Genomic DNA, 18,436 nt, shown 5'->3' with positions numbered 1-18,436 from the left:
CAGCGAAGCGGCTTTCCACCGATCGATCACGTCCAAGCTCGCCCTACCGCTTGTCGGAGGTGCGCAGCAGGTAGCCGACGCCTCTCTTGGTCTGGATCAAGGCGACAGCATCTGGGTTCTTGTCGATCTTCCGCCGCAGGTAGGAAATGTAGGACTCAACAATTGAGGCGTCGCCGTTGAAGTCATACTCCCACACGTGATCCAGGATCTGCGCCTTGGAGAGGACCCGGTTGGGGTTCATCATCAGGTAGCGCAGCAGCTTGAACTCGGTGGGGGAAAGGTCAATGACCTCCCCGGCGCGGCGTACCTCGTGGGCGTCGTCGTCGAGCTCGAGGTCGTCGACTCGGATCACGGCATCGTCATCGTCCATGGGCTGGGTGCGGCGAAGCACGGCGCGGATTCTGGCCACCACCTCGTCAAGGCTAAACGGCTTGGTGACGTAGTCATCGCCGCCCACGGTTAGGCCGGTGACCTTGTCATCGGTGTCATCGCGGGCGGTCAGGAACACCACGGGAAAGTGGCGGCCCGCAGCACGCAGCCGGCGGGTGACGGTGAAGCCGTCCATGTCCGGCAGCATAACGTCGAGGACTGCCAAATCGGGGTTGTGGGTCTCGGCCGCGGCCAGCGCCTCACGGCCATTGGCCGCAGCGACGACGTCGAAACCGGCAAACCGCAGGGAGGTGGAGAGGAGTTCGCGGATGTTCGGCTCATCGTCCACTACGAGAAGTTTCGCTTCGGGTCCAGTCTTTTTCACAGTTCCTAGTATCCTCCCAGACGCTGGGAGTTCGCTGGATAGTCCGTGATAGCTTTCCGGATGTCAGCCCTGAGGAATGTCTGCGGCGTCCATGATCCGGTACGCATAGCCCTGCTCCGCGAGGAACCGTTGGCGTTTGGCGGCGAAGTCCTGGTCAATCGTGTCCCGGGCCACCACCGTGTAGAACCGGGCAGCGCGGCCGTCGGCCTTGGGGCGCAGCAGCCGCCCCAGCCGCTGGGCTTCCTCCTGGCGCGACCCGAAGGAGCCGGATACCTGGATGGCCACCGAGGCCTCCGGCAGGTCGATAGAGAAGTTGGCCACCTTCGAAACGACGAGGGTATGAATCTCCCCGTTGCGGAACTCGCCGAAGAGTCGCTGGCGTTCCTTCACCGAGGTGTCGCCCTTGATGACAGGTGCGTTCAGGCGGTCGCCGAGCTCGTCCAGTTGATCGATGTACTGGCCGATCACCAGAAGCTGCTCGCCCTGATGCTGGGCAACCAGTTTCTCGACCACACCGGACTTGGTCTCCGAGGTGGCGCAGAGGCGGTACTTGTCGCCGTCCTCGGCCATGGCGTAGGCAACCCGCTCGTCGCGGGGCAGGTCCACCCGTACCTCGACGCAGTCGGCTGGCGCAATGTAGCCCTGCGCCTCGATATCTTTCCAGGGCGCGTCGTAGCGTTTGGGCCCGATCAACGAGAACACTTCTCCCTCCCTGCCATCCTCTCTGACGAGGGTGGCAGTCAGGCCGAGTCGCCGTCGTGCCTGCAGGTCGGCGGTCATCCGGAAGATGGGCGCGGGCAGCAGATGGACCTCGTCATAGACGATCAGCCCCCAGTCGTTGGCGTCCAGGAGCTCAAGGTGCGGATAGAGCCCACCGCGTCGCAGCGTCAGCACCTGGTAGGTGGCGATGGTGACCGGCCGGATCTCTTTGACCGCGCCCGAGTACTCGCCGATCTCATCCTCGGTGAGGGTGGTCCGCTTCAGGAGTTCGTCTTTCCACTGGCGGGCGGAGACGGTGTTGGTGACCAGGATCAGTGTGGTGGTCTGGGAGGTGGCCATCGCTGCGGCACCCACCAGGGTCTTGCCCGCGCCACAGGGCAGGACGACGACGCCGGACCCGCCCGCCCAGAAGTTCTCTGTCGCCAGTTTCTGGTAGGGCCGCAGCGTCCAGCCGTCCTCAAGCAGGGCGATCGGGTGCGGCTTGCCATCCACGTAGCCGGCGAAGTCCTCGGCTGGCCAGCCCAGCTTCAGGAGCAGCTGTTTGAGCTGCCCGCGCTGGGAGGAATGCACGACGACGGTCTCCCCGTCGATCCGGGGGCCCAACAGTGGCTGGATCTTCTTCGCGTGGAGCACTTCCTCGAGCACCGGGTAATCGTTGGTACGCAGGACCAGTCCGTGCTGGTCGTCTTTTTCCAGGCGTAGCCGACCATACCGCGACATGGTCTCTTCAATGTCGACCAGCAGGGCATGCGGAACAGGGAAGCGTGAGTATTTGAGGAGCGTATCGAGGACGTGTTCCGCGTCGAGCCCCGCGGCGCGGGCGTTCCACAGCCCCAGCGGGGTCAGCCGGTAGCTGTGGACGTGTTCGGGGGCGCGCTCCAGCTCGGCGAAGGCGGCGATGGCGTGCCGTGCCTCGGTGGACTGTTCGTGATCCACCTCGAGGAGAATGGTCTTGTCGCTCTGGACGATCAGTGGGCCGTCAGGCATCAGTTGCTGCCCCTTCATCGATTGAAACGAGTTCTACGTCCATGATCCGGTGGATCGAGACGACCTTCTCTACTTCGTTGGCGGGGTCGATGACCCTTACCCGGCCGCCGGATACTGATAGTGGAACAAGGATTTGGCGGGTGGAATTCCCCTGGCTGTCAGCGAACCCGAGCCGCACCGGGCTGCGCAATCGGATCGCCTTCCGCAGGGTTTCGAGCCCCAATAGGGTGTCACTCTCGGTGGTCGACATGCCGTCCGCTGCCGCGACGCCGGCGCCGCGCAGCACTGCCACCTGGTTGGCAATATCTTCGGCCGACAGCGTCCACGGGTTGAGCACCACCCGGGACGACGACGCCGTCACACTACCCGCGCCGCCTGTGGAACCGGATCGCCCAGGGCCGGACGGAAAGGCTGCACCTTCGAGGGCGGGGGCGTACCCCAGCTCGCGGAGGACCGCTGCGAGTTCCGGTCCGGACGCTTGGGAGATCACAACCGTCGGTGCCAGCTGCACCAGACCGAGTGCGGTGGCCCGGGGATCGGTCAGGAGCGCTGACAGTGCGGCGTCGTCGTCGCTGCGAACGTAGCTGTTGGCCCGCCCGACGCGAAGTCGACCATAGCGCGACGCCGTGTCATCGACTAGATACTTCAGGGGCTGCGGGACGTCGGTGGCGGAGTGGCGTGCCAGAAACGCCAGAATCGACGCGGCATCCTGGCCGGCGTCGAACGCGCGGCGCAGCGACTCGGCCGAAAACCGGTAAATGCTCGCCGGGCCCCGCCCCTCGGGGTTGGAGAGGAGCGCCAGCTCGGTGGCCACCTCGGGCTCCAGATACCCAGGTGCGACGGCGGTCAGATCGGCCTGCAGCATGAAGTGGCGCAGCGGTGCCGGCAAGGCCCCGCGGAGGACGGCGGCGGCGTCGTCGTGCTTACCAGCAGCGATCAGCGCGCCGAGTTCGGTCAATGCACCCGAGCCCGCCAGCCCGAACCGTGAGGCCTCGGACAGCATGCCAGGAACCAGTCTGGCAAAGCGCCGCTGCAGCCGGGGCTGGCTCCAGGTGAGCCGTTCGATGACATCGCGGACCTGCAGCACGGGGGAAAGGGTGCCGTCATCGGGCTGCCCGACGGTGGTGCCAAGCGCCGCCAGGGCCGCCAGCATCCGGGTCCTGATGTGCGGCGCGTCGGCGCGGCCCGCTTCGGCGGCCAGCGCGTTGACGGTGGTGCCGGCGGTCAATTGGGTTCCCACCAGGGAGGGGGCGCGTTGTGCGTCGAGCCACGAGGTCACCAGCCGATGCCACTGTTCCACCCGGTCCTGGGTCAGCCAGAGTGTGCCCGGTTCGACCCGCCAACGGGAGGTATCCACGTCGAGCACCAGCAGGCCCGCGAGGGCGCCGAGCTCCACCAGCCACGCTGCCTCGTCAGTCTCGACCCGGAGCGACTCGGCGATCCGCCGGATCTCCCTGACCCCTGCCCCGCCGGAACGCAAAGTGGCGATGGGTGAAGCATCGACCGCTGCCACGAGGTCGGTGACCAGCCGCAGGGTCTCCGCCACGGCGCTGTGGGCAGCGTTGTCCCGCAGGCTATTCCGGATGGTGTGCAACTCGGGCGCGGGGGGATCGATCCGCAACTGTTCGATGATGAAGTGGCCGCGGGCCGCCCGCCCCACGGAGCGAGGCAGTTCAACATGGCTCGCGTCAAGACGAGCCAGAAGGCCATGCCGAAGCAGCCATTGAATGGGAGAGGAGTCATCCGCTGTGCTAGCCGGTGACGCACCAATGGCAGAGACGCTGAACCTGCCCAGGAGATCGCTGGTCCTCGCCGGCGCCAGCGCCAGGAGAGCCTCCCAGCCAGCACGGGAAGACACCGCCCGGTTCAGGGCTTGCGCTGCGGTTGCGGCGTCGGTGGAACTGGGCCGCTGGATCGGTAGACCCGGGGTCTCAGGGCCCGAGACCTCAAGGCCCGGGATCTGAAGACCGAGGTCACGCAGCCTGTCGACGGCGGCAGGCAACTGGTTCGCGTAATCGGGCAGTAGTCGCACGAGCAGTGTGAGCTCCCTGCCCAGACCTGCCGGGTAGGGTCCCAGGGCTTCGGCGAGGGACGCCACCGGAAGATAAAAACGCCGGTTCCGGTCGGCCGCCGGAGCATCAGCGGGCGCTGGTACGCGCCGGAGCAGCGCTAGCGCATGTAAACGCGCAAGCAGCCCGTCCAGTACCTTGACCGTTGCACCCTTGATCTCCGAACGGAGCCAGGCGGCGGTGGTGCTCTGCCCGGTGTCGGCGTGAGTGGACAGCTGGACGGCGGTCAGTACGTCAAGCTCGGGTTCGCTGAGGTTTTCCAATGCCCGTTGCACACTGACCCGGGTCGAGGCGCGGGCGGCGAGTGCCGCAAAATCGGGGACTGGCGGGAGGACCAGATCTGGGCGCGCCGTGAGAAGGTCACGGAGCCGGGCGTCGCTGCGGGCAGCCAAATCGGTGGCTAGATCGCGGATAGCGGACATTATGACAACGTTACCCCGTCCGCCCGCTGAGGCACCCCGGGCAATTCAGCCGAGAGCATCCGGGATAAAGGGTGGTCAGGCCCGTTTGCGAGCCCGGACACCCAGGATCACCATCAGCATCATGAGGACGAAGGCAACCGGGAGACACACGTAGGCGCCCGCGACGAATCCCGGCCACACTGTGCCCTGCAGGAAAGCAGTGATCAGTACAGCGGCCAGGCACAGCAGCCCGACGCCGGCCAGCGCCACTGCAGCCACCATCAGGACCAGCCGTGGGAGATTCCGCCCCGGGGTGCGGGAAGCATGGTCTGGGAGGGGGTGTGGGGAGGTATTCGCCATAACGCTAACAGCGTACACAGTGCCCCCTTCACCGAGCACGCTGTGCCAGGGGATATTCTTGGGAGTTAGAGACTTCTCCGACGAGACGCCGGCCCGCCGCACGAACCATGGGCACCGGATCCTTCCCCAAGGATCGGCACGGGTATCAGGGGTCCGTTGCAGCACCGACAGAACGAGGTAACGACGTGCCTATTGGCAAGGTCAAGTGGTTTGACGCTGAAAAGGGATTTGGTTTTTTGGCTACCGACGATGGCCAGGAGGTCTTTCTTCACGCCTCGGCGTTGCCCGCCGGCGTGACCGAGGTGAAGGTCGGCACCAAGATGGAATTCGGCGTCGCCGCCGGGCGTAAGGGACAGCAGGCGCTCTCCGCCCGCATCCTTGAGGCCCCGCCGTCAGTTGCTAAGTCAACACGCAAGAGCGCCGACGACATGGCGGTCATCACGGAAGATCTGATCAGGTTGCTTGACGACGTCTCCAACGGCCTGCGCCGTGGGAGGTACCCCGACAAGTCACACGCCGGCAAGGTGGCAGCTGTCCTCCGCGCGGTTGCCGACGACCTGGACGCGTAGGCCCACTGTGGACACAGACCTCGAAATTATCGCGCACACACCTGTTTCAACGGCAGGCGATGCTGCACTCAACAGTGCCCCGGCGGCCGACGCCGAGGTCCGGGAGGAAGCCGCCGCCGCTCCGGTGAAGCGCCGCGCGCCCCGGAAGCCGTCCAAGCCCGACGCCGTGCTGGCCGACGCCGTGGAGTACGCGCGGAACGGCATCAGCCAGGTGACAGAGCCCGGACAGCTCGGCGCCCACGTGGGTGCATACCCGGACGCCGAACGGGTGGTCACCCACCGGTTCGAAGCCCATCTGCCCGGCTATGGCGGCTGGCATTGGTTCGCCACCCTGGCCCGGGTGCCACGCGGCAAGGAGCCCACCATCTCCGAGGTAGGTCTGCTCCCGTCGGAAACCTCCCTGCTCTCACCGCCCTGGGTTCCCTGGGCGGAACGGGTGCGCCCCGAGGATTCCGCCAAGGACGAATCAGAGTCCCCCGACGCTGCCGGAGGCGGATAACCAGTTGACTCACGGTAGGCGTGGAGCGCGACGAGCGGCATTCACCTAATGGGAATGTTCCGCTCGTTCCATATCCATAACTACCGGGTCTGGTTCTTCGGAGCCCTAGTCTCCAACATCGGCACCTGGATGCAGCGCACCGCCCAGGACTGGCTGGTGTATGACATCCTCACCGATCAGGATGCCGCGGCCATGGGCATTGTGATGGCACTCCAGCTCGGGCCGCAGCTACTCATTGCCCCTTGGGCCGGCCTGATCGCGGATTCGGTGGACCGGCGCAAGCTGCTCATTATCACCCAACTGTCCATGGCGGCGCTGGGCGTCGGGCTGGGCCTGCTGGTGGTCGTGGGAGTTGCCGAACTGTGGCACGTCTACGCGTTCGCCCTCGCCCTCGGGTTTGTCTCGGCTGTTGACGCGCCAGCCCGTCAGACCTTTGTCTCGGAGCTGGTCCGCGATGATTACCTGCCCAACGCCGTCGCACTGAACAGCGCCTCCTTTAACGGGGCACGGATGGTTGGCCCAGCGGTGGCGGGATTGCTGACCGTCGCGGTTGGCCCGGGCTGGGTGTTCATGATCAACGCCCTGACCTTCGGCGCCATGATCTTTGTGCTGGTGACCATCAGACGGTCGGAGCTGCGGGTCCTGGAAAAGTCACCGCCCGGCAAGGGCCGGATCCGTGAGGGCTTCAGATACGTCCGCAACCGGCCGGACCTGATGATGGTGTTGCTCGCCATCTTCATCGTGGGTACGTTCGGCTTGAACTTTGCCGTCTACATTGCGGCCATGGCCCGCACCGAATTCGACAGTGGCGCGGGCGTGTTTGGGGTGCTGTCCTCGGTGCTGGCTGTGGGGTCAGTGGCCGGGGCGCTGCTCTCCGCACGGCGCAGCAAGCCCAGGCTACGGTTCATCTACGGGGCGGCGGCGGCGTTCGGCGTCGCCTGTGCCGCGGCGGCGCTGGCACCTACCGTCTGGCTGTTCGGTCTTGCCCTGGTTCCCGTGGGCCTGTTCGCGCTCACCCTGATGACCAGCGCCAACGCCTACGTCCAGACCACCACCGAGCAGGTGATGCGTGGTCGGGTGATGGCCCTGTACTTCGCCATCTTCCTTGGCGGCACTCCGCTGGGTGCGCCGATCGTCGGCCTGGTCTCCAACACCTTCGGCCCGCGGTGGAGCCTCGCCGTCGCTGCCGCGGCGGGAATTATCGCGGCCCTCGCCGGGACGATCTGGGCCTGGCGGGCCCACCACCTGCGACTGCGCTACGACCGGGCACCCCGACGTCGGTTGCGGATCGAAACCGACTTTGGGGACCCCGTCACCGAGCCGTGAAGTTGTTCGGCTCGGTCAGCCGCCGATGACGTGATCGATACATGTCAGCAGGGCCGAAACGTCGTCCGGTTCGATCGAAACGAACGTGGCGATGCGCAACTGGTTGCGGCCCAGTTTCCGGTACGGTTCGACGTCGACAATCCCGTTGGCGCGCAGCACCTTCGCCAGCAGTGCTGCATCGACCGACTCGTCGAAATCGATCGTCGTAATGACATTGGACCGGTCCTCGACGCGGGCCACGAAAGGGGTTGCGACGTCGGACGCTTCGGCCCACCGGTACACCCTGCCCGCCGACTCTGCCGTCCGGGCAGCAGCGAACCCTAGCCCGCCGCTGGTGTTCAGCCACTCGACCTGGGCGTTGAGAGTCACCAGGGTGGCCAGCGACGGAGTGTTGTAGGTCTGGTTCAGGAGGGAATTGTCGATGGCCGTCCTGAGGCTCAGGAAATCGGGGACCCAACGGCCGCTCGCAGCGATCCGCTCCGCGCGTTCCAGCGCGGCGGGGGAGAACATGCCCAGCCACAGACCGCCGTCGGACGCGAAGTTCTTCTGCGGCGCGAAGTAGTAGACGTCGGAAGCGCTGATGTCAACGTCCAGTCCGCCAGCGGCCGAGGTCGCGTCAATGAGGACCAGCGCATCCGGTGCGGCACCATCCACCCGATGGACCGGAGCGGCGACACCGGTGGATGTCTCGTTCTGCGGCCAGGCGTAGACGTCGACGCCGGCCTCCGCCACCGGTGTGGGTCGGGTCCCAGGGGCCGACGTGATCACCGTCGACGCTTCAAGGAACGGGGCCCGGCTGGTCGCTGACGCGAACTTCGACCCAAACTCGCCGAAGGACAGGTGCTGGGCCTTGGTGTCAACCAACCCGAAGGAGGCTACATCCCAGAACGCGGTGGACCCGCCGACGCCCAGGATCACTTCGTAGCCATCCGGCGCGCTGAACAGCTGGGTCAGACCCTCCCGGATGGACCCGACAAGATTGCGCACCGGCGCCTGGCGGTGGGACGTCCCCAGCAGGGTACGCCCGGCCTGGGTGAGTGCTTCCAGTTGCTCATCGCGCACCTTCGAGGGGCCAGCGCCGAAGCGCCCGTCCGCGGGGAGGAGCCCAGCGGGGATCGTGTGGTCCGGGGAAATGCTCATGGTTTCTCCAAGGGGTAAGCGCGCAACGTGGGACGGGTTTCATTCTGCCGCACTGCCTGCCTCCGCTGGCATTTGTGAACAGACCACGTGGTGCGCACGGCGACGCCTGATTGCCCGGGCCAGCGGGAAATGAGTTAACCTTGGGAGGCGTAGGACTCACGTTCGGCGCTGGCGTTACGTGCCGCGTTCCCACCGCGAAAGCTGCCCGCTGTTCCATCCCGCACCAGTGCCTAGGAGCTGAACCGTATGACGGACCTCATCGATACCACTGAGATGTATCTGCGGACGATCCTGGAACTGGAGGAGGAGAACATAGTTGCCCTCCGCGCCCGGATCGCCGAACGGCTCCGCCATTCGGGTCCGACTGTGTCGCAGACCATCGGCCGGATGGAGCGTGATGGATTGGTGGTGGTTTCCGGCGACCGCCACCTGGAATTCACTGACCTCGGTCGACGTCGCGCCATCGGTGTGATGCGTAAACACCGCCTCGCTGAACGGCTGCTTTCCGATGTGATCGGTCTCGATTGGGCGTACGTCCATGAGGAGGCGTGTCGCTGGGAGCATGTGATGAGCGAACGGGTTGAACAGCGCCTGTACGAGCTGCTGGGAAAGCCCACCGAGTCGCCCTACGGCAACCCCATCCCCGGGCTCGAAGCGCTGGGCGGCCCGCCGACCGAAAACTTCGCTGCCGGTGTGCGCAGTCTCCTCTCAGTAGTCGGAACCAACCCCTCGGGGTCGGTGGTCACCCTTGTCCGGCTGGCGGAGCCCATCCAGGTGGATCCCGAGTTGCTCTCGCAGCTTGATGAGGGCGGATTGCGGCCAGGAACAGTCATCAGCGCGCAGACGGTCGGCGATTACGTGTCGGTCCGGGTCGAGGGGATCGACGGGGCGCTCGAACTGCCGCCCGACGTCGCCGCGCACGTATTTGTCTCGGTCAGCACGACAGTGCCTTAAGGTAGTAAAGCGCACTGTTGCCGCAAGTTATCCACAGGAAAAGATAACGAACGTATCTCTTTTGCGTCTGGTCGCGGATAATGGAAAACTGGCGTTGATACATCAGCGTTACCTGATCCGCACGCCTAACCCTGTCAGCGGATCAGGATGCTGAGAACCCGTGACAGGGGCGGAGGACCCATCGACGGCGGCCGATCTGCCGCCTTGGGGTGAAGCCCGGATCCGGTGCCGTGTCAGCGGATCAGATCTGGGCCGAGTTACTTCCCGACTCGAATCCGACAGCTAACTTCGCAGGCATATACGAAAGGGACCCTTTGTCGAAGCAGCATGCTTCGGGACGCCGCCGTGCCGGTGCCCCGGTACCTACCGCGCGTCCCCGAGACGCCCAGCGTCTCGATCGACGACGTCGGGCCACCCGCGTCAGGAACGACCTCTCAGTGACCGGGCTGAGCCAGAAGATCGCGATCGCCGCCGCCGCCTCAGGCCTGGTGCTGACCATCGCGTTGCCCACCACCGCCGCATCCATTCCGGCCGAGGACATGCCGGACGCCGCCGGCGCTGCCGCCGCCGTCATCGAAACGGCAGTACCCCGCGACATCAAGGTCCCGGCCGCTGCTCCGGTCGACTTCAGTCGCACCGCGCTGCAGAGCACGTTCGATGCCGACGTCAAGCTCAGTGAGATCATGACCGCCGCAGGATCGACCGCCGTGCCGGCCGCGGCCCGAGGGTCCCTGTCAGCGCCAATGAAAGAGCTGGTCCTCACCTCACCCTTCGGCTACCGGGTAAGTCCGATCACAGGGATGAGCGGCGAGCTGCATTCCGGACAGGACTTCAGCAGCTCCTGCGGTTCTGAAGTCTTCGCCGCAGCGGCCGGCACCGTCACCTTTGCTGGGTGGCACCCCTATGGCGGCGGGAACCGTGTAGTCATCGACCACGGCAACGGGCTCGAATCCTCCTATAACCATCTTTCCCTCAGTAGCGTCAATGAGGGGCAGAAAGTTGACCGCGCTCAGGTGGTCGCACAGAGCGGCAGTACCGGCGCGTCAACCGGTTGCCACCTGCACTTCGAGGTGATGGTTGACGGTCAAACAGTGGACCCCATGGGCTGGCTGTAACCAAGGACATATCGTTCCGTGACCGGAATGTGACATTGTGATCAATCTGATGTACCGTCAACCTCGTGCCAAATTCTAGTCAATTTGGCACTCCCGAGCAGATCGCCTAGCTCTGCCACTGCCCGGGGTCCGATCGCACAATTCGCATGGCAGAGGCGGGGGAACCAATTACTGGATTTCGCAGGAAATCCTTGGGGTTAAGTCGCGTGTTTCCAGTAGGAAATCATGTGGCCGGGTGACTCCCATCCGAATCCGACAGCTCACCTCGCAGGCAATTGGGAGAGGCAATCAAACGTGTCAACTAGCTCTTCTCTGGGCCGCCACCGGGCCGTCCGCACGCACACCAGCCCCTTGACAGCCATCTCCAGCGCTGTCTCGTCGAACGCTGGATCAGTAGGCCGCCAGGCCGCGGTCATCGTCGCAGCTTCGGGACTGGTCCTGACAGCCGGACTGCCAGCCCACGGGATCGGCCAGTCTGAGCGCGTTGCACTCTCCACCCCCTTGAATCCCGTTGCGGTTACCGCTGACTCCGTTAGCGCGGCCGCCACCGCAGACATCACCTTCGAGCGCACCGCCGTCACGGCAACGCCCGCTGTGGTGGAAATCGCACCAGTAGTTGAGGTCCAGGCCGACGCCGTCGCGCCTGTAGCTGAGGTCCTCGCTCCGACCGCCGTCGTCGAGCCCGCCGTTCAGGAATCAGCACCGGCGCAGGGTCCCGCTACAGCACCGGCGCAGGGTCCCGCTACAGCACCGGCGCAGGGTCCCGCCGCAACGCCTGCAGCCGCCGCAACGCCTGCAGCCGCCGCGCCTGCTCCAGCCGTTGCGGCTCCGGAGCCTGCCGCTAAAGAGGTGGCCCCGAAGCCACAGCCCGCCAGTGTTTCTTCGAGTGGTATCGGTGCGGCTCTCGTAGCTAGTGCCTACTCGCAGATCGGCGCAGTGCAGGATTGCACGGTTCTCGTCGAGGTGGCCTTGCGTTCGGTTGGTAAGACGGTCGGTGACCTGGGGCCCGAGCAGTTCTATGCGTACGGCGACGTGGTCGGTTCGCCTCAGCCAGGGGACCTCGTCATCCGCCCGGGACACGTTGCGATTTACGTCGGCAACGGACAAGTCATCAGCAGCGGAATGAACGGGGTCAACGCGACCATTTTGCACCCGTTAGCTGACCTCGCTGGCTCCAGTTTCGTCCGTGTCCGCTAAAGCTTCCGTGTCCGCTAAAGCCCAAGAATCAAACTGGAGAATCTCAGAATGACAACACGCGCCGCTATTGCACGTCACCGCGCCGATAGACGCCAGACCACCAATTTCTCGGCCCTGGCCAAGGCAGTCACCGAAAACGCCGGTGGCATGGGTCGGCAGGCTGCCGTCATCGCCGCAGCATCCGGCCTTGTTCTGACTGGCGGGGTGTCGGCCAACGCCGCCGACCTTTCGCTCGAGTCGGTGGAACGCGTCGCCCTCGCCTCGGCGTTGGAGATTCAGGCAGCACCAGCAGTTGTCGAGGCACCAGCGGACGCCGAGATCGCCTTCAACCGCACCCCGGTCAAGGCCGTTGCGGCTCCGACCATCGTCGAAGCCCCCACAGTGACCGCACAGGTGGAAACCGTCGCCGAGGTAGCCGAAGCTCCCGTCGTGGCCCCGGCCGCCGAAGTAGCACCCGTTGAACCAACACCCGTCACACCTGTTGCAGAACTGAAGCAGGCAGCGCCCACCCAGGTAGCGCCCGCTCAGGCAGTGCCCGCTCAGGTTGTACCCGCTCAGTCTGCGCCAGCAGCCGAGGCTCCGGCCGCACAGCAAAAGCCAGCCGCTTCCTCCGGGGTAGCTGCCACCATCGCTGCTGCAGCGCAGGGACAGCTTGGGGTCACCCAGGACTGCACCCGCCTCGTCAGCAACGCCCTCGCAGCCGCAGGGATCAACTTCCACGGCTGGCCAGCCGGTTACCTGTCCCTCGGACGCACCGTCAGCGCTGGCGAAGCTATTCCGGGCGACTTACTTTACTATGCGGATGGTGGCGCCGGAGTGGCTCACATCGCCGTTTACATTGGTGGTGGCCAGGCCGTCCACGGGGGATTTAACGGCAACCAGACAGTTGTTGCACCAGCTGACCTGGGCTCAGGTCCCGTCTACATCCGCGTTGGCGGCTAAGACACACAACGCTTCAGCCTGGAGGACCCGAGGATTTCGATCCCCGGGTCCTCCTCGCGTATAAACCTGATGCTGGCCCACCGTGGTCCGCCGACGCCACGCACTGTCCCTGGTCGGTGGATTAGCAAACCGGGCGTCCGCCGAACTACTCTTACTCTGAATAAGTCAGTTGTCGTCCTGTTCTCCCGGACCACAGGGACGCAGGCCCGAAGTCGGCAAAGAGGAATGTGCATGCGCACTCTCGTTCTGAATGCTGGATATGAGCCACTGGCGGTAGTGACCTTCCGCCGGGCGCTGGTGCTTGTGCTGGCGGGAAAGGCGAGTGTGGTCGCGGAAGGGGAGGACCCGGTGGTCGGACCTACCGACGTTCTGGGTCGGCCCTCGGTCATCCTGCTGAACCGCTACGTGAAGATCCCCTACCGCCACAGCGTGATGGTCACCCGCCGGGGAGTGCTGCGGCGCGACAACCACCAGTGCGCCTATTGCGGGAAGAGTGCCTCGACTATCGATCATGTCTTCCCGCGCTCCCGCGGCGGCGCCTCCAGTTGGGAGAACCTGGTGGCATGCTGCCTCCGGTGTAACAATGACAAGAGCGACAAGACTCTTGCCGCCCTAGGCTGGCACCTGCTGGTCACCCCCCAGCCACCGCGCGGCGCGTCGTGGCAGATCCGCGAAATTGAGAAGCCCGCACCGCAATGGAGTGCGTTCCTCCGGTCGGAGTCCGCCGCTTGAGCCCTACAGCACCCCTCGACTTCAATGCGGTCGTGCTGTCCGGGGGGAGGTCGTCGCGCCTCGGTGGCGTCCCCAAGGCGTATCTGCAGGTCAAAGGGCGCACGCTCCTGAGCCTCACTTGTGAGGCCGCTGCAGCCGCACACCGCATCGTCGTGGTGGGGCCCGACGACGAAGCGTTCCATGGGCGCCCCGCAGCGGGCACCCCGCTGCCCCTGGACTGCGAGTTCCTCCGTGAGTCCCCGCCGTTCGGCGGGCCGGCCGCCGCGTTGGCCGCTGCCGTCGACCACCTGCGTGGCGACGTCACCCCGTGGGTTCTGGTCCTCGCCTGCGACATGCCGCGAATCGCCCCTGCCATTCCCGCACTGCTGGCAGCGGCAGCGAAGCGTCCTGAGTCCTCGGTGGTGGCCCACGACGGGGGGCGGGACCAGCCGCTGGCCGCGGTGTACCGGCTGGCCAGCCTGCGGACCGCCGTCGCGGCGGTCCAGACCAGCGGGGGGACCCAGAATCTATCGATGAAGGCACTCCTTGCTAGGGTGCAATGGAGAGCAATTGACGTTCCGCCGGGAAGCACAGCGGACGTGGACACCTGGGCCGATGCCCAATCACTCGGTGTCTCAGGCACGGCACCGACCTAAATTTCAGGAGCAGCGATGAAAAAGCAGGACCAGATCCTTCAGGAGTGGAGCGCCCAGTTGATTGCGGCCTTCGAGCTTGAGGGCACCACCATCGACATCGATGCCATCCTGTCCCTCGCCGGGGATGCGGCGCACTCGATTGTGCGGCCCGCCGCACCGTTGACCACCTTCATCGCGGGCTACGCCGCAGGTCTTGCGGTGGGCAGCCAGCAGGCCACTGAGGCCGTGGCCATGGAGTCGGCCATCGAGGCTGCGCGCCGGCAGTGTCCCACTGGCGACACGGTCGAGACCGTGTCGACCGACGCCTCGTGAGCGAAGCTCCCATGAACGAGTCCCCGGCTAGTGAAACAACGCAAGACGACGCAGACGCCACAACGACCCGCCCCACAGGACGGAACCTCGGTTGGGAGGCGGCGCGCCGGGCGGCGTACCACGCGGGAACGCCGCTGGCGAACCAGACGGTTCCCTTGTCCGAGGCCCTGGGCCAGACGCTTGCCGAACCGGTCCGGGCTTTGCAGGCCATTCCTCATTACGCCTCGTCGGCCATGGACGGGTGGGCGGTCAGCGGCAACCCGCCCTGGCAGCTGGTCAGCCACGCCCCAAAGGAAGAGCATTCCTGGCAGCGCCCCGCACCACACCGCGACTCGGGTGCCGGGCCGCTGTCCCCTGGGGAGGCGACGTTCATTCTCACCGGAGGCGTGGTGCCTGACGGAACCACCGGGGTGCTGCGGATGGAGCACGGGGCCGTGCGGGGTGAGATTCTGGACCGCAACGACCGGGCGCGCCCCGACGAGCCCCGACCACAGGAACACATTCGCCCCGCCGGGGAAGAGGCACCCGAGGGAATCGAAACCATCCCCGCCAGCGTGACGTTAAACCCGGCGCAGATCGCGCTCGCCGCTGTCTGTGGTTATGACACGCTCCCGGTCCTGCGTGCCCCCCGCGTATCACTGCTTCTCACGGGAGACGAGGTCATTGAGGCGGGTCTGCCCGAGCCGGGGCAGGTCCGCGACACCTTCGGACCGCAACTCCCGGGCCTCGTCCAGATGATGGGCGGGCATGTTGACACCGCGGGCCGCGCCAAGGACGATCTCGACGACGTCGTCGCCGCCATCAGCGCCGAGGCCCTCGACGAGCTGTCGCTGGCCCGCGCTTCCGGCGACGTCCTGATCACCACCGGCGGTACGGGCAGCTCGTCGGCAGATCACATCAGGCGTGCCCTGGAAACTCTTGAGGCGGAGTTCATCATTGACGGCATCGCCATGCGCCCTGGACACCCGACGCTGCTTGCCCGGCTCAAAGATGGACGTTTCCTGGTGGGCCTGCCCGGCAACCCGCTGGCGGCAATGATGGCTATGTTCACTGTGGTCGGGCCACTACTGGCGGGGCTGCGCGGCGCCCCGTTCCCCGATACCGAGGATACAACGGTGGGGGAGGACTTCGACGAGCTCCCAGGACGGAGTCGCTTGGTGCCGTACCGGCTGGACTCAGGCAGGGCTGTCGCCGCAACACACCAACGCTCGGGCATGCTCCGCGGCCTGGCTGCCGCGAGCGGGGTGATGGTGGTGCCAGCCGAGGGGTGTGTTGCCGGAGACCGACTGCAGGCGCTGAAGCTGCCCTGGATCAGCTAGTGCTGCTCCGCACACACTGAAGCCCCCGTTCGTCTGAGCGGGGGCTTCAGTGTGTCTAAATCAGCTCGGATCCAGTTCAGGCGATCTTTTCGAGGCGGATAATGACCGACTTGGAGGTTGGAGTGCCGCTGACGTCGGCTGTTGAGTCCAACGGGACCAGGACGTTGGTTTCCGGGTAGTACGCGGCGGCGCAGCCCCGCGGTGTGGGGTAGGTGACGGCCCTGAAGTTCTCGGCCCGCCGTTCCACACCGTCGGAGAACTGGGACACCAGGTGCACTATTTCCCCTTCAGCGATTCCAGCCTCGGCCAGATCATCTTCGTGGACCAGTACTACACGCCGTCCGCCGTGGATGCCGCGGTAGCGGTCATCCTTGCCGTAGATGGTGGTGTTGTACTGGTCGTGCGACCGCAGCGTCTGCAGCAGGAGCCTGCCCTCGGGGATCTTCGGATACTCAAGGGTGTTGCCGGTGAAGACTGCCTTACCGGACGGAGTGGTGAACTTCCGGCCATCACGGGGTCCGTTCGGCAGCACAAAGCCGCCGGTCTCGATCCGGGTGTTGTAGTTCTCGAAGCCCGGGATGACTGCTTCGATGTGGTTCCGGATCACCGAGTAGTCAGCCTGCGCGGCAACCCAGTCGAGCTGAGGGGCGTTGTCGCGGAACGGGCTTTCCGGCCGGGCGAACAGCCGGTCACTGAGCTCACACACAATCGCGATCTCCGAGCGCACATCCGGCCCCGGTGGGCGAAGCCGCCCGCGCGACGCGTGGACAGCGCTCATCGAGTCTTCGACGGTGACGCGCTGGTCCCCGCCGGCCTGGGTGTCCTTGTCTGTCCGGCCCAGGGCCGGGAGGATCAGGGCGCGGCGGCCGGTGATCAGGTGGGAGCGGTTCATCTTCGTGGATACCTGCACCGTCAGACGCGTACTGCGCAGCGCCCTGTCGGTAACGTCCGAGTCGGGCGTGGCCCGGACAAAGTTGCCGCCCATCGCCATGAAGACCTTAGCCCCGCCGTCGCGCATTGATCGGATGGCTGCGACAACGTCGAAGCCGTGTTTCCGGGGCGAAGTGAAGCTGAAGTGGGAGTCCAGGGAGTCGTGGAATCCGTCGGGCATCCGCTCGAAAATACCCATGGTGCGGTCGCCCTGCACGTTGGAATGGCCGCGCACTGGGCAAACGCCAGCGCCCGGCTTGCCGATGTTGCCCTGCAGCAGCAGCACGTTGACCACATCGCGCAGCGTTGCCACGGAGTGCTTGTGCTGGGTCAAACCCATCGCCCAGCACACCACGGTGCCGGGAGAAGCGATCATCCGGTCGCCCACCGAAGTGATCTGCGACTGTGGGATCCCGCTGGCCTCGACAATTTCGTCCCAGGAGACCTCACGGAGCTCCTGCAGGTACTCCTCCAGGCCGGAGGTGTGCTCCTTGATGAACTCGTGATCGAAGACCGCCCCGGTCTTCTCCTCCTGCTCCAGCAGGTACTTGCCGAGACCCTGGAAGAGGGCCTGGTCCCCGCCGAGGCGGATCTGCAGGAAGTCGTCGGCGAGCTGGGTGCCGCCGCCGAACTTGGTGCCGAGGATTCCGGAGATCTTCTGCGGATTCTCGAAGCGCAGCAACCCGGCCTCAGGCAGCGGGTTGATCGCAACGATCTGGCCGCCGTTCTTCTTGGCCTTCTCCAGCGAGGTGAGCATGCGCGGGTGGTTGGTGCCCGGGTTCTGGCCGGCCACGAGGATCAGCGGGGCCTTGTCGACGTCCTCCAGGGAGACGGTCCCCTTGCCAATGCCGATGGTCTGGGTCAGCGCGGAGCCCGAGGACTCGTGGCACATGTTGGAGCAGTCAGGGAGGTTGTTGGTGCCGATACCGCGCACCATCAACTGGTACAGGAACGCCGCCTCGTTGGAGGTTCGCCCCGAGGTGTAGAACACTGCCTCGTCGGGACTGTCGAGCGCAGCGAGCTCCTCGACGATGATGTCGTACGCCGTGTCCCAGGACACCGGACGGTAATGGGTGCCGCCTTCGTCCAGGAGCATCGGGTGGGTAATACGCCCCTGCTGACCGAGCCAGTACTCGTCACGCTCGTTGAGCTGTTCAATTGAATACTTTTCGAAGAACGACGGCGTCACGGTGCGGCGGGTCGCTTCTTCGGCGACAGCCTTGGCGCCGTTTTCGCAGAACTCCGCAGTATGTCTTTTGTCACCCTCGGGCCAGGCACAGCCCATGCAGTCGAATCCCTTGACCTGGTTGACCGCCAGCAGGGTCTGCGCGCTGCGTACCGGACCCATCTGGTCCAGAGAAATTTTCAGGGAGTTGAGGACGGCGGGAAGTCCCACCGCCTGTCTCTTCGGCTTGCCGACCTTAATCTCGGCTTCGTTAATTCCATCTTTGGGCGCACGAGTCGCCATCGCCATC

General features: G+C 65.5%; 17 protein-coding genes and 2 riboswitches. Of the genes, 11 read left to right on the top strand and 6 right to left on the bottom strand.

Annotation, left to right across the window (positions count from 1 at the left end; all coding sequences use genetic code 11):
• Positions 1-43: 43 nt before the first annotated feature.
• From ACX80A_RS07355 to ACX80A_RS07340, 4 genes are all read right to left on the bottom strand, one after another.
• Positions 44-754 (bottom strand): response regulator transcription factor, encoded by a 711-nt coding sequence (locus ACX80A_RS07355; RefSeq protein WP_019483824.1) that lies wholly within the window; start codon positions 752-754, stop codon positions 44-46.
• Between the two features lie 63 nt (positions 755-817).
• On the bottom strand, positions 818-2,461 hold the full coding sequence (locus ACX80A_RS07350; protein ID WP_459259032.1) for a DNA repair helicase XPB: 1,644 nt from the start codon (positions 2,459-2,461) through the stop codon (positions 818-820).
• Positions 2,454-4,952 carry a helicase-associated domain-containing protein gene (locus tag ACX80A_RS07345; protein ID WP_459259031.1) on the bottom strand — a complete coding sequence of 833 codons (2,499 nt, stop codon included), beginning with the start codon at positions 4,950-4,952 and terminating at the stop codon, positions 2,454-2,456. Before ACX80A_RS07345 ends, ACX80A_RS07350 begins: the two co-directional genes overlap by 8 nt.
• Positions 4,953-5,027: 75 nt before the next feature.
• Complete coding sequence (locus tag ACX80A_RS07340; protein WP_459259030.1) at positions 5,028-5,291, bottom strand: hypothetical protein; 264 nt, start codon at positions 5,289-5,291, stop codon at positions 5,028-5,030.
• A 185-nt stretch (positions 5,292-5,476) separates the two neighbouring features.
• On the opposite strand from ACX80A_RS07340, the gene ACX80A_RS07335 reads away from it, so the two are divergent.
• The 3 genes from ACX80A_RS07335 to ACX80A_RS07325 are packed head-to-tail and all read left to right on the top strand — an operon-like array spanning position 5,477 to position 7,685.
• Positions 5,477-5,860 carry a cold-shock protein gene (locus tag ACX80A_RS07335; RefSeq protein ID WP_459259029.1) on the top strand — a complete coding sequence of 128 codons (384 nt, stop codon included), beginning with the start codon at positions 5,477-5,479 and terminating at the stop codon, positions 5,858-5,860.
• A gap of 7 nt (positions 5,861-5,867) precedes the next feature.
• Positions 5,868-6,359, top strand: coding sequence for a DUF3027 domain-containing protein (locus ACX80A_RS07330; protein ID WP_459259028.1), 492 nt, complete (start codon positions 5,868-5,870; stop codon positions 6,357-6,359).
• Positions 6,360-6,407: 48 nt separating this feature from the next.
• Positions 6,408-7,685: an MFS transporter gene (locus ACX80A_RS07325; protein WP_459259027.1), complete on the top strand. Its 1,278-nt coding sequence runs from the start codon at positions 6,408-6,410 to the stop codon at positions 7,683-7,685.
• A gap of 15 nt (positions 7,686-7,700) precedes the next feature.
• Here the strand turns inward: ACX80A_RS07325 and serC are convergent, their stop codons facing one another.
• Entirely contained in the window at positions 7,701-8,825 is a 1,125-nt protein-coding gene (gene serC / locus ACX80A_RS07320) for a phosphoserine transaminase (RefSeq protein ID WP_459259026.1), read from the bottom strand.
• Positions 8,826-9,071: 246 nt separating this feature from the next.
• Here serC and ACX80A_RS07315 point away from each other — a divergent pair, with 246 nt between their 5' ends.
• The 8 genes from ACX80A_RS07315 (at position 9,072) to ACX80A_RS07280 (ending at position 16,031) form a co-directional block, all read left to right on the top strand.
• Complete coding sequence (locus tag ACX80A_RS07315) at positions 9,072-9,779, top strand: metal-dependent transcriptional regulator (protein WP_459259025.1); 708 nt, start codon at positions 9,072-9,074, stop codon at positions 9,777-9,779.
• A gap of 138 nt (positions 9,780-9,917) precedes the next feature.
• Positions 9,918-10,091, top strand: a riboswitch (cyclic di-AMP (ydaO/yuaA leader).
• 2 nt (positions 10,092-10,093) lie between these two features.
• On the top strand, positions 10,094-10,894 hold the full coding sequence (locus ACX80A_RS07310; protein ID WP_459259024.1) for a M23 family metallopeptidase: 801 nt from the start codon (positions 10,094-10,096) through the stop codon (positions 10,892-10,894).
• Between the two features lie 124 nt (positions 10,895-11,018).
• Positions 11,019-11,183: riboswitch (cyclic di-AMP (ydaO/yuaA leader) on the top strand.
• A 5-nt stretch (positions 11,184-11,188) separates the two neighbouring features.
• Complete coding sequence (locus tag ACX80A_RS07305) at positions 11,189-12,091, top strand: NlpC/P60 family protein (protein ID WP_459259023.1); 903 nt, start codon at positions 11,189-11,191, stop codon at positions 12,089-12,091.
• Positions 12,092-12,139: 48 nt separating this feature from the next.
• Positions 12,140-13,033, top strand: a complete 894-nt coding sequence (locus ACX80A_RS07300; RefSeq protein WP_459259022.1) for an NlpC/P60 family protein — start codon at positions 12,140-12,142, stop codon at positions 13,031-13,033.
• A gap of 231 nt (positions 13,034-13,264) precedes the next feature.
• Positions 13,265-13,765, top strand: coding sequence for an HNH endonuclease (locus ACX80A_RS07295; protein WP_459259021.1), 501 nt, complete (start codon positions 13,265-13,267; stop codon positions 13,763-13,765).
• A complete protein-coding gene (gene mobA, locus ACX80A_RS07290; RefSeq protein ID WP_459259020.1) occupies positions 13,762-14,400 on the top strand; it encodes a molybdenum cofactor guanylyltransferase in 639 nt (212 codons plus the stop codon). Before ACX80A_RS07295 ends, mobA begins: the two co-directional genes overlap by 4 nt.
• A 15-nt stretch (positions 14,401-14,415) precedes the next feature.
• On the top strand, positions 14,416-14,712 hold the full coding sequence (locus tag ACX80A_RS07285; protein WP_459259019.1) for a DUF6457 domain-containing protein: 297 nt from the start codon (positions 14,416-14,418) through the stop codon (positions 14,710-14,712).
• A complete protein-coding gene (locus ACX80A_RS07280; RefSeq protein WP_459259018.1) occupies positions 14,709-16,031 on the top strand; it encodes a molybdopterin molybdotransferase MoeA in 1,323 nt (440 codons plus the stop codon). The genes ACX80A_RS07285 and ACX80A_RS07280 overlap by 4 nt, the downstream gene beginning before the upstream one ends.
• 76 nt (positions 16,032-16,107) lie before the next feature.
• On the opposite strand, the gene ACX80A_RS07275 is transcribed toward ACX80A_RS07280, so the two are convergent.
• The gene (locus ACX80A_RS07275; protein ID WP_459259017.1) at positions 16,108-18,429 is read right to left on the bottom strand and encodes an FdhF/YdeP family oxidoreductase; all 2,322 of its coding nucleotides are present in this window, start codon (positions 18,427-18,429) and stop codon (positions 16,108-16,110) included.
• Between the last annotated feature and the right edge of the window lie 7 nt (positions 18,430-18,436).

Source organism: Arthrobacter sp. TMN-50, from assembly GCF_054511125.1.
The sequence above is the reverse complement of the archived record's forward strand: the minus strand, read 5'-3'. Positions and strand labels throughout refer to the sequence as shown.

What these genes read in the sequence shown, in the direction of transcription:
- ACX80A_RS07345 (WP_459259031.1), bottom strand. Translation starts at nt 4,952, where the DNA reads ATGTCCGCTATCCGCGATCTAGCCACCGATTTGGCTGCCCGCAGCGAC.
- serC (WP_459259026.1), bottom strand. Translation starts at nt 8,825, where the DNA reads ATGAGCATTTCCCCGGACCACACGATCCCCGCTGGGCTCCTCCCCGCG.
- ACX80A_RS07340 (WP_459259030.1), bottom strand. Translation starts at nt 5,291, where the DNA reads ATGGCGAATACCTCCCCACACCCCCTCCCAGACCATGCTTCCCGCACC.
- ACX80A_RS07295 (WP_459259021.1), top strand. Translation starts at nt 13,265, where the DNA reads ATGCGCACTCTCGTTCTGAATGCTGGATATGAGCCACTGGCGGTAGTG.
- ACX80A_RS07315 (WP_459259025.1), top strand. Translation starts at nt 9,072, where the DNA reads ATGACGGACCTCATCGATACCACTGAGATGTATCTGCGGACGATCCTG.
- ACX80A_RS07350 (WP_459259032.1), bottom strand. Translation starts at nt 2,461, where the DNA reads ATGCCTGACGGCCCACTGATCGTCCAGAGCGACAAGACCATTCTCCTC.
- ACX80A_RS07300 (WP_459259022.1), top strand. Translation starts at nt 12,140, where the DNA reads ATGACAACACGCGCCGCTATTGCACGTCACCGCGCCGATAGACGCCAG.
- ACX80A_RS07275 (WP_459259017.1), bottom strand. Translation starts at nt 18,429, where the DNA reads ATGGCGACTCGTGCGCCCAAAGATGGAATTAACGAAGCCGAGATTAAG.
- ACX80A_RS07325 (WP_459259027.1), top strand. Translation starts at nt 6,408, where the DNA reads ATGGGAATGTTCCGCTCGTTCCATATCCATAACTACCGGGTCTGGTTC.
- ACX80A_RS07285 (WP_459259019.1), top strand. Translation starts at nt 14,416, where the DNA reads ATGAAAAAGCAGGACCAGATCCTTCAGGAGTGGAGCGCCCAGTTGATT.